General features: G+C 42.4%; 9 protein-coding genes and 3 rRNA genes. All 12 read right to left on the bottom strand.

The annotated features are described in order from the left end of the window. Positions 1–332 precede the first annotated feature (332 nt). Positions 333–899 carry a VanZ family protein gene (locus tag ACE1MS_RS02030; RefSeq protein ID WP_031418416.1) on the bottom strand — a complete coding sequence of 189 codons (567 nt, stop codon included), beginning with the start codon at positions 897–899 and terminating at the stop codon, positions 333–335. Positions 900–1,031: 132 nt separating this feature from the next. After that, positions 1,032–2,570, bottom strand: a complete 1,539-nt coding sequence (locus ACE1MS_RS02025; RefSeq protein WP_012292664.1) for an acyl-CoA carboxylase subunit beta — start codon at positions 2,568–2,570, stop codon at positions 1,032–1,034. Positions 2,571–2,699: 129 nt separating this feature from the next. Continuing rightward, complete coding sequence (locus ACE1MS_RS02020; RefSeq protein ID WP_447402664.1) at positions 2,700–3,482, bottom strand: enoyl-CoA hydratase; 783 nt, start codon at positions 3,480–3,482, stop codon at positions 2,700–2,702. After that, positions 3,479–4,396, bottom strand: coding sequence for a hydroxymethylglutaryl-CoA lyase (locus tag ACE1MS_RS02015; protein WP_031418414.1), 918 nt, complete (start codon positions 4,394–4,396; stop codon positions 3,479–3,481). Before ACE1MS_RS02015 ends, ACE1MS_RS02020 begins: the two co-directional genes overlap by 4 nt. Before the next feature lie 14 nt (positions 4,397–4,410). Continuing rightward, positions 4,411–4,623, bottom strand: a complete 213-nt coding sequence (locus tag ACE1MS_RS02010) for an acetyl-CoA carboxylase biotin carboxyl carrier protein subunit (RefSeq protein ID WP_036160711.1) — start codon at positions 4,621–4,623, stop codon at positions 4,411–4,413. Positions 4,624–4,693: 70 nt separating this feature from the next. Then, entirely contained in the window at positions 4,694–6,052 is a 1,359-nt protein-coding gene (locus ACE1MS_RS02005) for an acetyl-CoA carboxylase biotin carboxylase subunit (protein ID WP_447402663.1), read from the bottom strand. Between the two features lie 15 nt (positions 6,053–6,067). Then, positions 6,068–7,702: an AMP-binding protein gene (locus tag ACE1MS_RS02000; RefSeq protein WP_447402662.1), complete on the bottom strand. Its 1,635-nt coding sequence runs from the start codon at positions 7,700–7,702 to the stop codon at positions 6,068–6,070. A gap of 147 nt (positions 7,703–7,849) precedes the next feature. Next, a complete protein-coding gene (locus ACE1MS_RS01995) occupies positions 7,850–8,992 on the bottom strand; it encodes an acyl-CoA dehydrogenase (protein ID WP_447402661.1) in 1,143 nt (380 codons plus the stop codon). Positions 8,993–9,112: 120 nt separating this feature from the next. Then, a complete protein-coding gene (locus ACE1MS_RS01990) occupies positions 9,113–9,730 on the bottom strand; it encodes a TetR/AcrR family transcriptional regulator (protein ID WP_031418404.1) in 618 nt (205 codons plus the stop codon). 1,150 nt (positions 9,731–10,880) lie between these two features. After that, positions 10,881–10,996: ribosomal RNA gene (gene rrf / locus ACE1MS_RS01985) — 5S ribosomal RNA — on the bottom strand. A gap of 188 nt (positions 10,997–11,184) precedes the next feature. Then, a 23S ribosomal RNA gene (locus ACE1MS_RS01980) occupies positions 11,185–14,112 on the bottom strand. A 307-nt stretch (positions 14,113–14,419) separates the two neighbouring features. After that, positions 14,420–15,971 (bottom strand): 16S ribosomal RNA (locus ACE1MS_RS01975). The 16S, 23S and 5S rRNA genes sit together here, the layout of an rRNA operon. Between the last annotated feature and the right edge of the window lie 162 nt (positions 15,972–16,133).

Raw genomic sequence — 16,133 nt, 5'->3', positions numbered from 1 at the left:
CTTCATATGCTAACTTGTTACTAGATATGAACATCTTTTATGACAAAATCTATTCCTCCGAAACAGCTTCTATACACTTATTATCGGAATTTTCATTATTAAATTCAAGCATAAATGACTACTAACCACCTAAAGAAGCAAAAATTAATATCATTTTTAGGTTAAAATACCCACTATCTTAGAATATACTCCTCAGTCGTTTATTACTTTCATTTCGATTTCAATAAAAATTACTACCATTTACACAAAATAAATAGTGTTAATAAATAAAAAAAATCCCCATAAAAGTTAGATTGATGTCTAAACCTTTTACGGGGTAACTGGCTGTTTTCTCATTTTTTCGGTGTAAGCAATAGCCCCTTATAAGCTAAATACCCGAGCCATGCACCAATTGTATTTAAAATTAAATCATCAATATCGGCAGAGCCTACTGTAAAAATAAATTGAATAGTTTCCACGCTAAGGCTGGAAAAAAAGCCTAAGCAAAGTATAACGCCTGCTTTGCGGAATTTCTTCGATAGTAATGGCAGTAAAAAGCCCATAGGGGTGAAAATTAATAAGTTACCAAGTAAGTTAATAATTATTGTATCCCAATTAAAATACTGAGAGTAGTTAATATAGCGGAATATCGTTTCAAAGGGAATAAAATTAGTAGTTAATCGCCAACTGCTGTAATCAAACAGCCCTAAATCACCGACTGAATAATCACCTTTCCATAATATAACGACTACATTAACTAAGCGATCAATCACCAATTTATAAAAAGCCAAACAAGAATAGATGCTAAATAACATCCAACCCACTATTTTTATTGGCAAATAATATGTATCAATAACATCTCGATATGGTAATGGGAGCTTGGCATTACCTTGAACATCCGTTATGTTGTTTTTAGACATGCTAAACACCCTCTTCCCTTTATTCCTTCCCATATTTTAATATGCTCCTCTACACCATGCAAGTAGCTGTTAAATTTTTATCAACTAAAAAAGACTGCCTCCTGATAGAGAGACAGCCTTCCCAGTAAGTATTTATACTGGGTTTACCCCATGCTTACGCTGTGAGAAAAGTAAGTATTTTGACATGTAAAGCTCTAAACGATTTTCAAGCACCTTACGTAAATCATTTGGCTCAATTACATCATCAATAATTAGTTCTGATGCTAATCGATACACATCTATCTCCTCTTGGTACTCTTTTCGTTTTTCAGCAATAAAGCTTGCTTGCTCTTCTTTTGGAAGCTCAGCAATTTTATTGGCATAAACTGCATTGACTGCAGCTTCTGGACCCATTACTGCAATTTGAGCATTTGATAATGCGATACAGCAGTCTGGCTCAAAGGCAGGACCAGCCATGGCATATAAACCAGCTCCATATGCTTTACGAACAATGACTGTTAGCTTTGGAACAGTTGCTTCACTCATCGCAAAAATCATTTTTGCGCCATGACGGATAATCCCAGCTTTTTCGACCTGTGTGCCGATCATAAAGCCTGGGACGTCCGCTAAAAATAGAAGCGGTATATTGAAAGCATCACAAAGAGAAATGAACTTAGCCGCTTTATCCGCAGAATCGTGGAATAGTACGCCTCCCTTAACGCGAGGCTGATTCGCTATAATTCCTACTGATTGCCCATTAATACGTGCTAGACCAGTAATTAATTCCGGTGCAAATAATTTCTTCACCTCACAAAACGAATCTTCATCAATAATACGTTCAATTAGCTTATACATATCAAAAGGAACGTTTTGGTTTTGTGGTATCAATTCCTCAATCGATTTATCGAATGTAGCAGGTGGCTTAGGTACCTCCACCTTGCTACGTTCAGCGTAGTTATTAGGGAAATAGCCTAAATATTTACGAGCATAGGCAATGGCCTCTTGTTCTGTTTTGGCAAGCACATCTCCACAGCCGGAAACTGAACAGTGCATTTTTGCGCCACCCATCGTTTCTAAATCTACTTTCTCTCCAATAACCATTTCAGCCATTCGAGGAGATCCTAAATACATGGATGCGTTCCCTTCAACCATGACAACGATATCACAAAATGCAGGAATGTAGGCGCCACCTGCCGCGGACGGACCAAATAGTAAACAAATTTGTGGTACTTTACCTGATAACTTGACTTGGTTGTAGAAAATGCGACCAGCACCCCTTCTACCTGGGAACATTTCTAACTGATCTGTAATACGTGCCCCTGCTGAATCGACTAAATATAGTAACGGACAGTTAAGTTTTTCTGCAGTTTCTTGAATACGAATCATCTTTTCAACGGTACGTTTTCCCCATGATCCTGCTTTAATCGTTGAGTCATTAGCTAATATACAAACGGTACGACCATGAATTTTACCAATCCCTGTGACGACACCATCAGCAGGTAAGTCGCCTGCCAAACAGTTTGCATAGAGGCCATCCTCTGATTGAAGACCATCATCTAATAATAATTCAAGTCGTTCACGTACAAATAGCTTCCCTTGCTGTGCATTTTTATCATGATATTTTGGTAAACCGCCAGAAAGAATTTTATCTTTCATTGTAGGTGGCGTGTTTTCTGTTGAAATATTGCTCATTTTATTTCCTCCCTTTGCCCATTCAATTACGCCAAATTATTTTTTTAGCGCCCCTATTCCCTTTGTCAATGCGCAAAAAAATCAACTTAGATTTCAGTCAGAGTGATTAATCTGATCGGATTCTCTTACTTATTTTCCTGAATATTGTGGTGCTCGCTTTTCTTGGAAGGCAAGTAAGCCCTCTAATCGGTCTTCAGTTGGGATCAGTGCACTATATGCAAGTGATTCGATTTTCAAACCGGTAGCTAAATCTACCTCAACCCCCTGATTCATAGCTACTTTAGCCTGTACTAACGATAATGGTGCATTTTTTGCCATTTCTAGTGCAAGCTGCTGTGCCCTTTCCATTACCTCATGTGCCTCATGAACATACTCAACGATGCCATAATTTTTGGCTTCCTCAGCATTTAAGCGACGTGCTGTATATATTAATTCCTTTGCCTTCCCAAGGCCAATGAGACGTGGAAGTCGTTGCGTTCCTCCTGCCCCTGGAATAATACCGAGAGAGGTTTCAGTGAGACCTAGCTTGACATGTGCTGCTGCCACACGTAAGTCGCAAGCTAAGGCTAATTCTAGACCACCACCAAAAGCTACTCCATTTAGTACTGCAATGACAGGCTGAGCGAGTGTCTCCACTTTTGCGACTGTGGCACCAATCAACTGGACGATTTGCTTCACTTGTCGATCAGACATACCTTTACGTTCTTTTAAATCAGCCCCTGCACAGAATGCTTTTTCTCCAGCACCTGTTAGTAAGACTACTCGCACTGCTGGATCACCGTTGATTTGATCCAACGTCCCAGATAGATCTTGCAGTAACTGTACTGACATCGCGTTCGCAGCCCCTGGTCTTAAGAGAGTAATCAGTCCAATACTTCCCTCCAGTAATTCAAAACGAACGAGTTGAGTCATAATGGATTCGCACTCCTTTCATTACGGACAATCGCCATTTGCTTTGAAGCTACAGCTTTGCCTAATTTCTGTTCAATAAAGAGTGCAGCCTCTAGTATTTTTTGTTGATCCACACCAGTTTGAACACCCATTTCATCAAATAAGTAAAGTAAGTCTTCCGTGGCTACATTACCCGAAGCTCCCTTTGCATATGGACAGCCCCCTAGACCACCAAGCGCACTATCAAATTTGGTTACACCCATCTCTAAAGATTTCATAATGTTGGCAAGCGCCGTGCCACGTGTATCATGAAAATGCATAGCAAAATTTTCAGCGGAATACCTTTTTAATAGTTCCTCTAAAAGAAACTCAACTTGAGTTGGTACACCAACGCCAATCGTGTCGCCTAGGGATATCTCCGTTACACCCATCTCCAATAATTTATCTGTAACACGTAGCACCTTATCAGGATGTATATATCCCTCATAGGGACAGCCAAGAACTGTAGAAATATAGCCTCGAACTTTCTTTTTTGACGCTTTAGCTCCTAATACTACTTCCTCTAAAATAGGAAATGTTTCGTCAATGGTTTTGTTAATATTACTTTGATTATGACTTTCACTAGCAGACATAAATATACTTACTTCATCTACTTCCGCCTGCAACGCCCTTTCTAGCCCTCGCATATTAGGTACAAGTGCCGCGTAAGTAATATCATTGTTCCTTTTAATGGCTTGAAGAACCTCGACAGCATCCGCCAACTGTGGAATCCATTTCGGATGAACAAATGAAGTCACTTCGATGTAATTTAATCCCGTTTGGCTTAACAAATTCACTAATTGTATTTTATCTGCTGTTGTAATATGTTTTTTTTCGTTTTGTAAGCCATCACGGGGACCAACTTCTTTAATCACGACCTGCTTAGGTAGTTGCATTAAGAGGCCTCCTCTTATTCAATTTCTAAAATATCATCATCAACGTTAATAAAATCTCCCTCATTGGCGATGATTTTTGTTACCACGCCATCTTCTTCGGCTGCAATCGGAATTTCCATTTTCATTGATTCTAAAATAGCTACATCTTGACCTGCTGTTACTTTTTCACCTTCTACTACGACGATTTTCCATACTGTACCGGCCATGCTTGCTTTTACTGTTGCCATTAACACTCACTCCTACTATTCATTAATTTTGCATTCGCACTCTCTGTGAAGCGCGAATGCTATTACATACTTACTTTGACTCTGCTAATTGAGGTAAATAAAATTGTTCTACAAATTTTGTTGTCGTATAGCCTTTTAAAAACTGTTCATGCGTAACAGTTTTCAGCAGCATCGGAATATTCGTTTGAATACCCTCCACTTTATATGTTTTCAGTGCTTGGATTAATTTCTCACAGGCAATGTCCCTTGTTTCTCCCCACACTACCAATTTACTAATCATGGGGTCATAGAATGGTGTAACTGCAGAACCTGTCTCTACACCACACTCATGTCGAACCCCTTCCCCTGTTGGTAATTCTAGAGCTGTGATCGTACCTGGAGACGGGAAAAATGTAGAAGGATTCTCAGCGTATATACGCACTTCAATCGCATGACCCTGTTTCGTAATACTTTCTTTTGTAAATGAGAGAGGTTGCTGTGCAGCAATTTTTAATTGCTCTTCTACTAAATCAAGCTTTGTAATTTCCTCTGTCACAGGATGCTCTACTTGTAATCTTGTATTCATTTCTAAGAAATAAAAGTTTTGATTCTCATCCACCAAATACTCAATCGTTCCAGCGTTGACATAGCCAATATGCTTCGCTGCCTTCACTGAGGCTTCAAGCATCCTATCTCTTGTTTCCTGTGAAATGAATGGTGATGGTGCTTCTTCTACTACTTTTTGATTTCTTCGTTGGATCGAACATTCACGTTCAAATAACGGAACTACATTGCCTTGATGATCAGCAATAATTTGTACTTCAACATGGTGAGGGTTAGCAATAAATCGCTCCATGTACATCGTGCCATCACCGAAAAATGACTGGGCACGTTTTTGATTTCCCTCAAATGCTTTTGCTAGTTCCTCTGCATTTTCAACAAGTTGCATACCGATACCGCCACCGCCTGCCGATGCCTTTAACATAATTGGATAGCCTAAACGTTCAGCGATTTCAGTAGCTTCTTCTGCATCCTTTATAGGTGCCTCTACACCCTCTACAATGGGAACCCCAGCGGCTTTCATTGTTTTTCGTGCTTCTAATTTATTTCCCATTGAAGCAATTACATCAGCACTTGGTCCTATAAAAATTAAACCTTCCTCTTCACAGCGCTTTGCAAACTCTGCATTTTCTGATAGTAGACCATAGCCAGGATGAACAGCCTCGACGCCATTTTCTAGTGCAATCTCTAGAATACGTTCTATATTTAAATAGCTTTGTGCAACAGGCGGTTTCCCTACACAATATGCCTCATCCGCATCCTTCACATGTAAGCTTTCAGCATCAGCCTCAGAATAAATAGCAACCGTATTAATATTTAGGCGCTTGCATGTTCTGATAACACGTCTAGCAATCTCCCCACGATTTGCAATTAATACTTTATTAAACATATTCACTGCCCCTCCTTATCTGACGGTCATGACAAAATTTTCTCGTAATTTATATTTTTGAACCTTTCCTGAAGCAGTCATTGGATAATGATCGATAAAGAAAATATGTTTTGGGATTTTATGTCTAGAGATTTTATCCCGACAATATTCTCGGATCTCCTCTTCTGTTGCCTGCTCACCTTCTCTTAAAATAATCCAAGCTGCCGCTTCCTCCCCATACACAGGATCAGGAACCCCTGCAACCTGAACATCTGATATTTTTGGGTGTGTATAAAGAAACTCTTCAATTTCACGGGGATATAAATTTTCACCACCGCGAATAATCATATCCTTTAAACGACCGGTTACACGGACATAGCCCGCTTCATCCATCGTTGCCAAATCACCAGTATGCAGCCAGCCATCTTGATCAATGGCAAGATCGGTTTCTTCTTGGTTTTTATAGTAGCCTTTCATTACATGGTACCCTCTTGTACATAGCTCCCCTTGTTCATTTGTGGGTGCTTCCTCGTTCGTCCCAGGAACAACAATTTTCGCCTCTAAGTTTGGTAAGGCACGGCCAACCGTCTCCACTTTTAACGTTAACGGATCATCCGTTCTCGTTTGTGTAATCACTGGAGATGATTCTGTTTGACCATAGCAAATCGTAATATCTGTCATGCCCATTTTCTCAATGACCGCTTTCATTACCTCTATCGGACAATTAGAGCCTGCCATGACTCCTGTCCGTAAAGTTGAAAGGTTGAAAGACTCAAAATTCGGTAAATTAAGCTCACTAATAAACATCGTTGGAACGCCATGTAAGGCTGTGCACTTTTCTTGTTGAACCATCCTTAGCACCTCTTCAGGTGAAAATTCTTGTACTGGCACCATCGTTCCACCACTAGTTGTAATAGCTAATGTTCCGATAACACAGCCAAAGCAGTGGAAAAATGGAACAGGAATGCATAAGCGGTCCTCTGCTGTTAAACGCATACACTCTGCAATGTTGACCGCATTGTTAACTAAGTTAAAATGTGTTAACATCACACCTTTAGGAAAACCTGTCGTACCAGATGTATATTGAATATTAATCACATCATCATAATGAAGAGATTGCTCTCTTTGTTCTAATTGTTCCTCTGTTACTTGATTGGCCGCTGCTACTACATCTGACCAATTCAATACACCGGGATACTTAGTCTCGCCGATTAAAATAACATTTTTTAATAAAGGTAGTCGCTTTGATTGCAAATTACCTGGTTCACAATGTTCAAGCTCCGGACATAACTCTTGAAGTGTATGGATAAAAGAATGGTCTCGATAATTTTCAATTAAAAATATCGTTTTGGCATCAGACTGCTTTAATAGATACTCCAATTCACTAGCACGATAATTAGTATTTACTGTAACGATTGGAGCCCCCATCTTGCCTGTACCAAATTGAAGCTGTACCCACTCAGGAACATTGGTCGTCCATACAGCAATATGGTCTCCTTTTTCAATCCCTAAAGCCATTAAGCCCCTTGCTACCAATCGTGCTTGACGATTTAGCTGCTCATAAGTCATTCGTAAATTCCTATCTGCATAGACCAAAGCCTCATTTTGCGGGTACTTTTTAGATTGTTCATCTAGCAATTGACCAATTGTTTGATACACAAGTTCTGCCATGAAGATCCCCCTTGTTAATGCTATTAAACGTCTTTCAGCAATGAGATAAATGCGGATTTAAGCTATTTTTTAGTAGGTGTCTCGGTATCGGAAAGAAGTGCTCTATGCAGCACAAAGCTGCTCCCGGACACAATGTGTTGAAAATCATTAACAGCCAATTAAGCGAGAAATAACAAGACGCTGAATTTCAGATGTTCCTTCACCAATTTCCATTAATTTAATATCTCGTAAATGACGTTCTACATCGTATTCTTTCATATATCCAGAACCTCCATGAATTTGAATGGCTTGATTACATGTACGGAAGCCCATTTCAGAAGCAAATAATTTAGCCATTGCCGCTTCTTTACCAAATGGTTTCTTTTGATCTTTTAGCCATGCCGCTTTATGTACAAGCGTACGAGCAAGCTCTATTTCCATCGCCATATCTGCTAATTTAAATTGGATCGCCTGTAGCTTCGAAATAGGTGCACCAAATTGCTCGCGTTCTTTTGCGAACTTCAGTGCCTTCTCATAAGCGGCCTGTGCAATTCCTACAGAAAGAGCTGCAATTGAAATACGACCACCATCTAAAGTGTTTAAAAACTGGCTAAAGCCTCGCTTTTCATCGCCTAATAGATTGGATCGAGGAACGCGAACATTTTGTAAAACAATTTCACATGTATTAGAACCACGGACACCCATTTTGTCATAATTACAATTAATCGTTAAACCTGGAGTATTCGTTGGCACAATAATAGAAGAAATAATCTTTTTGCCATCCTCCCGTTTTCCCGTTACTGCAGTTACAATTATTTGTCGAGCGTATCCTGCATTGGTAATCCAGCATTTTTCTCCATTAATAACATAATCATCTCCATCAATGACAGCCGTAGTGCGTGTACCGCCTGCATCTGAACCTGCATTAGGCTCTGTTAAACCGAATGATCCTAATGTCTCACCCTTTGCCAATGGAACAAGCCATTCTTGCTTTTGCTCCTCCGTACCAAAGTTGTAAATTGGCGAAGCGCCTAAGCTAACAGCAGCTGCATAACTTAAGCCAGTGCCCCCACATGCACGACCAATTTCCTCTACAGCTAAAGCGTAGGACACCGTATCACCACCTGAACCACCATATTCTTCAGGGAACGGGATACCCAATAAGCCTAGTTCCGCCATCTTTTTAAAGCTTTCTATTCTCATTGTCGATGTCTCATCAACCTCACGAGCATACGGTTTAATCTCTTTTTCAGCAAAATCACGTACCATGTCTCGAATCATCACTTGCTCTTTTGTTAATTCAAAATTCATCCCTAATCCCCCTAATGTCAAATTTGCCATAGTAGATTTAGCTCAAAGATAATTCCCTTCAAGTAAATACCGACTAGTCGGTTTGTAAAAGCAAATAATAAAACCAGTGTTTTCTACTGGCTACCCCTTTATCATAAATTGCTTTGCTTCCTCCATTGCTTGTTCTGTTACAATCGCACGTAGTACCATGTCCGTAAAAACATCTGTAATTTGCACCATTGTTAATGGCCCGGATTGCTTAAACCATTTATATGTCCAGTTAATCATCCCCACAATCGCCATCGTAACAATGGTACAAGGCAATTCTGTACGAAAAACCTTCTTTTCTTGGCCTTCTGCTATCACTTTTTGCAAGATGTCCAGATAATGATCTCGTTTTTTATGAATAATCTCACTATACTCCTCTGAGAGTGAACGACTTTCCTCATAAAAAATTGTAATATGTGCTTGATACATATCAAATACTTGCGTCAGCGTTTGTAGCATCGCACATAACCTGGTAATGGGCGTATCGTATTTGTCATATGCATCTTGTGATTGTTGAATAACATATGAAATAAAAACATCATGAATTTCATACAACAATTCATCTTTTGATTTAAAATTATGATAAAATCCACCTTTTGATGCCCCTATATATTCAACGATACGATCAACAGTTACATTGTGATAACCATCCTGCTGAAACAGCTCAACTGAAGCGTCTACAATTCTTTGCTTTAATGTTTTCTTTACCATAGGCCCTATCATCCTTCGTCTAGCTCTATACTCCATCACTCCTTATAATCAGGAAAACAACTCTCTTTCATAAAAGAATTCTTTTTTTTCCTAATTATAAAAATACTATGACCATATAAATATAGCATTCTCAAAATTTGGTGTCTAGCAACAAATAGATTTTTCCTATTAATACGAGCATAAAAATAACATTAAACAGAATTTAAAGAACCAGGAACACATACATACCTTATGTTATACCACTCGTCTTCATGACATTTTTAAACTTTTCTTTTCTCTTTACACCATCAAACCATTTTTCACTGCTGTTCAAGAAACCATTTATAATCTCAAATTAAATGGCAATAACCTTAACTTACTGTTTATCCTTAAATTATAAGAAAGTAGAAATTTAAATTTGCAAAGATACACTGTAATTAACGCACACATTTCTAATTACTCTAACCCTATCTTTTAAAAAAAGACAAGACGTATTGTAAGGAAAAGAATACACTCAATTACTCAAATGGATTTTTTATAAATTCATGGTTACAAATAAAGAAGGATGGATTCAGAGGAAAATTTTAACTACCCGAAATAACCCTGATATTGCATCAAGATTGTTCAGCCCATGAACTAACAATTAATCAAGTTGAACTATTAATGGGGATAAAGCACTTAAACAATTGGACTTACTGTAAAATAGATAATGGGGAATTTGGGATGGACTCCTACTTAATGTTTGTCAACACTATATGTCTAGCATTATAAATCTGGTGAAATACCTGATTTTTTTCTTTGCACAATACCTTTCAATTATTCACTAGGCAAACTACTGATTCGGTACATACCTGTAAAGAATCCTGCTAGATAGGCGAACATTTATGATTACCGAACTTTTATGGTTGTGGTACTTTCTATTGTGCATCTGACATGTATAGTTAGTTGGTGAAAGTCTATTCACAAGTCGTGAATACTGTCTTTATGTACGATTCACCTTAATTACTATTAAATTCGTTATAAAGATTGATTATTGGACTAGCCTGCAACTTTAGTTTAAAAAGAATTTGAATGATTGGACCTATACATAGAAAGAGTTTTCATGCTTGGATGGTTTCTTACTAATAGTTGCAAATAAAAAAACAGCCAGCACACAGCTGACTGCTTTGTTGCCTAGCGACGTCCTACTCTCACAGGGGGAAGCCCCCAACTACCATCGGCGCTAAAGAGCTTAACTTCCGTGTTCGGTATGGGAACGGGTGTGACCTCTTTGCCATCATCACTAGACTATGTTCGACCTCCAATACACGGCGTATAACTGCGTCAGCTGCTCTCGTTCAATCAGTCACGTACAGAAGTACGCTCCTTCAATCACTCGTTTGCTTTCTTGTTCTACTTGTGTCTTGAAGCTCTTTTTATTGAAAGTATTATTCTTTCAAAACTGGATAAACGGTTCATTGAATGCTTCAAACTTTTTGGTTAAGTCCTCGATCGATTAGTATTCGTCAGCTCCATGTGTCACCACACTTCCACCTCGAACCTATCTACCTCATCGTCTTTGAGGGATCTTACTTACTTGCGTAATGGGAAATCTCATCTTGAGGGGGGCTTCATGCTTAGATGCTTTCAGCACTTATCCCGTCCACACATAGCTACCCAGCGATGCCTTTGGCAAGACAACTGGTACACCAGCGGTGTGTCCATCCCGGTCCTCTCGTACTAAGGACAGCTCCTCTCAAATTTCCTACGCCCACGGCAGATAGGGACCGAACTGTCTCACGACGTTCTAAACCCAGCTCGCGTACCACTTTAAATGGCGAACAGCCATACCCTTGGGACCTACTTCAGCCCCAGGATGTGATGAGCCGACATCGAGGTGCCAAACACCGCCGTCGATATGAACTCTTGGGCGGTATCAGCCTGTTATCCCCGGAGTACCTTTTATCCGTTGAGCGATGGCCCTTCCATTCAGAACCACCGGATCACTAAGCCCGTCTTTCGACCCTGCTCGACTTGTAGGTCTCGCAGTCAAGCTCCCTTGTGCCTTTACACTCTACGAATGATTTCCAACCATTCTGAGGGAACCTTTGGGCTCCTCCGTTACTCTTTGGGAGGAGACCGCCCCAGTCAAACTGTCCGCCTGACACTGTCTCCTGCCCCGCTAAGGGGCATGGGTTAGAATTTCAATACAACCAGGGTAGTATCCCACCGACGCCTCCTTCGAAGCTGGCGCTCCGAGATCTCTGGCTCCTACCTATCCTGTACAAGTTGTACCAAAATTCAATATCAGGCTACAGTAAAGCTCCACGGGGTCTTTCCGTCTTGCCGCGGGTACACTGCATCTTCACAGCGAGTTCAATTTCACTGAGTCTCGGGTGGAGACAGCCTGGCCATCATTACGCCATTCGTGCAGGTCGGAACTTACCCGACAAGGAATTTCGCTACCTTAGGACCGTTATAGTTACGGCCGCCGTTTACCGGGGCTTCGATCAAGAGCTTCGCTTGCGCTAACCCCATCAATTAACCTTCCGGCACCGGGCAGGCGTCAGCCCCTATACGTCACCTTACGGTTTTGCAGAGACCTGTGTTTTTGCTAAACAGTCGCCTGGGCCTATTCACTGCGGCTCTCATGCGCTTGCACGCTCAAGAGCACCCCTTCTCCCGAAGTTACGGCACCATTTTGCCTAGTTCCTTAACGAGAGTTCTCTCGCACACCTTAGGATTCTCTCCTCGACTACCTGTGTCGGTTTGCGGTACGGGCACCTCTCACCTCGATAGAGGCTTTTCTTGGCAGTGTGAAATCAGGAACTTCGTCCATACGGACTCGCCATCACAGCTCAACGTTACAGTGTGCGGATTTGCCTACACACACGCCTTACTGCTTGGACGCGCATAACCAACAGCGCGCTTACCCTATCCTACTGCGTCCCCCCATTTCTCAAACGGTGAGGAGGTGGTACAGGAATATCAACCTGTTGTCCATCGCCTACGCCTATCGGCCTCGGCTTAGGTCCCGACTAACCCTGAGCGGACGAGCCTTCCTCAGGAAACCTTAGTCATACGGTGGACGGGATTCTCACCCGTCTTTCGCTACTCATACCGGCATTCTCACTTCTAAGCGCTCCACCAGTCCTTCCGGTCTGACTTCAACGCACTTAGAACGCTCTCCTACCACTGACATCGTAGATGTCAATCCACAGCTTCGGTGAATCGTTTAGCCCCGATACATTTTCGGCGCAGCGTCACTCGACCAGTGAGCTATTACGCACTCTTTAAATGATGGCTGCTTCTAAGCCAACATCCTGGTTGTCTGTGCAACGCCACATCCTTTTCCACTTAACGATTACTTTGGGACCTTAGCTGGTGGTCTGGGCTGTTTCCCTTTTGACTACGGATCTTATCACTCGCAGTCTGACTCCCGTGTATAAATATCTGGCATTCGGAGTTTGTCTGAATTCGGTAAACCGGGATGGCCCCCTAGTCCAAACAGTGCTCTACCTCCAGTATTCTCATCACGAGGCTAGCCCTAAAGCTATTTCGGAGAGAACCAGCTATCTCCAAGTTCGATTGGAATTTCTCCGCTACCCACACCTCATCCCCGCACTTTTCAACGTGCGTGGGTTCGGGCCTCCAGTAAGTGTTACCTTACCTTCACCCTGGACATGGGTAGATCACCTGGTTTCGGGTCTACGACCACGTACTATTTCGCCCTATTCAGACTCGCTTTCGCTGCGGCTCCGCCTTCTAAAGCTTAACCTCGCACGTAATCGTAACTCGCCGGTTCATTCTACAAAAGGCACGCTATCACCCATTAACGGGCTCTAACTACTTGTAGGCACACGGTTTCAGGATCTCTTTCACTCCCCTTCCGGGGTGCTTTTCACCTTTCCCTCACGGTACTGGTTCACTATCGGTCACTAGGTAGTATTTAGCCTTGGGAGATGGTCCTCCCGGATTCCGACGGAATTTCACGTGTTCCGCCGTACTCAGGATCCACTCAGGAGAGAACGAACTTTCGACTACAGGGCTTTTACCTGCTCTGGCGGACCTTTCCAAGTCGCTTCATCTAACTCGTTCTTTTGTAACTCCGTATTGAGTGTCCTACAACCCCAAGAGGCAAGCCTCTTGGTTTGGGCTCTTCCCGTTTCGCTCGCCGCTACTCAGGGAATCGATTTTTCTTTCTCTTCCTCCAGGTACTTAGATGTTTCAGTTCCCTGGGTCTGCCTTCAAGACGCTATGTATTCACGTCAAGATACTACGCGATTAAACGTAGTGGGTTCCCCCATTCGGAAATCTCCGGATCAAAGCTCACTTACAGCTCCCCGAAGCATATCGGTGTTAGTGCCGTCCTTCTTCGGCTCCTAGTGCCAAGGCATTCGCCGTGCGCCCTTAATAACTTAACCTATCAGCTTTCCATACACTTCACATTTCGTTGTCAGCCTCACTCGTTCAATCAGTCACGTACTGAAGTACGCTCCTTCATTTACTCGATTGCTTCCTAGAACTGCTCGTGTCTGAAAACCTTATCATGTTATTAAGCCTATAAAAAACTTAAAAAAATAAATGTGTTTGTTACAATTTCAATGTCGTTTTATCCAGTTTTCAAAGAACAAGTTTTGAAGTATTTCATTAAGAAAGAATGAACCTTCAAAACTGAACGCAAAACGTAATCTTACAAACCCTAGGTTTGTATTCCGAAAATATCCTTAGAAAGGAGGTGATCCAGCCGCACCTTCCGATACGGCTACCTTGTTACGACTTCACCCCAATCATCTATCCCACCTTCGGCGGCTGGCTCCAAAAGGTTACCTCACCGACTTCGGGTGTTACAAACTCTCGTGGTGTGACGGGCGGTGTGTACAAGGCCCGGGAACGTATTCACCGTAGCATTCTGATCTACGATTACTAGCGATTCCGACTTCATGGAGTCGAGTTGCAGACTCCAATCCGGACTGAGAACGACTTTATCGGATTAGCTCCCTCTCGCGAGTTGGCAACCGTTTGTATCGTCCATTGTAGCACGTGTGTAGCCCAGGTCATAAGGGGCATGATGATTTGACGTCATCCCCACCTTCCTCCAGTTTATCACTGGCAGTCTCCTTTGAGTTCCCGGCTAACCGCTGGCAACAAAGGATAAGGGTTGCGCTCGTTGCGGGACTTAACCCAACATTTCACAACACGAGCTGACGACAGCCATGCAGCACCTGTCACCGTTGCCCCCGAAGGGGAAACCATATCTCTACAGTGGTCAACGGGATGTCAAGAGTAGGTAAGGTTCTTCGCGTTGCATCGAATTAAACCACATGCTCCACCGCTTGTGCGGGCCCCCGTCAATTCATTTGAGTTTTAACCTTGCGGCCGTACTCCCCAGGCGGAGTGCTTAATGCGTTAGCTGCAGCACTAAGGGGCGGAAACCCCCTAACACTTAGCACTCATCGTTTACGGCGTGGACTACCAGGGTATCTAATCCTGTTTGCTCCCCACGCTTTCGCGCCTCAGTGTCAGTTACAGACCAGATAGTCGCCTTCGCCACTGGTGTTCCTCCAAATCTCTACGCATTTCACCGCTACACTTGGAATTCCACTATCCTCTTCTGCACTCAAGTCTCCCAGTTTCCAATGACCCTCCACGGTTGAGCCGTGGGCTTTCACATCAGACTTAAGAAACCACCTGCGCGCGCTTTACGCCCAATAATTCCGGACAACGCTTGCCACCTACGTATTACCGCGGCTGCTGGCACGTAGTTAGCCGTGGCTTTCTAATAAGGTACCGTCAAGGTACAGCCAGTTACTACTGTACTTGTTCTTCCCTTACAACAGAGTTTTACGAACCGAAATCCTTCTTCACTCACGCGGCGTTGCTCCATCAGGCTTTCGCCCATTGTGGAAGATTCCCTACTGCTGCCTCCCGTAGGAGTCTGGGCCGTGTCTCAGTCCCAGTGTGGCCGATCACCCTCTCAGGTCGGCTACGCATCGTCGCCTTGGTGAGCCGTTACCTCACCAACTAGCTAATGCGCCGCGGGCCCATCCTATAGCGACAGCCGAAACCGTCTTTCAATATTTCACCATGAGGTGAAACAGATTATTCGGTATTAGCCCCGGTTTCCCGGAGTTATCCCAAACTATAAGGTAGGTTGCCCACGTGTTACTCACCCGTCCGCCGCTAACGTCAAAGGAGCAAGCTCCTTCTCTGTTCGCTCGACTTGCATGTATTAGGCACGCCGCCAGCGTTCGTCCTGAGCCAGGATCAAACTCTCCATAAAAGAAATTTGATTAGCTCAAATTGTTTTGCTGGCATCATTTTGATGTCCAAAATTTTGTTTCGTTCACTAGCAAGGCTAGCAACTCAACTTTATTGATTACGTTTTGCTTGTTCAGTTTTCAAGGTTCATTTTTATTGATTGTCCTGCGACAAGAATTAATAC

It is taken from the genome of Lysinibacillus sp. fkY74-1 (genome assembly GCF_053165895.1).
The sequence above is the reverse complement of the archived record's forward strand: the minus strand, read 5'-3'. Positions and strand labels throughout refer to the sequence as shown.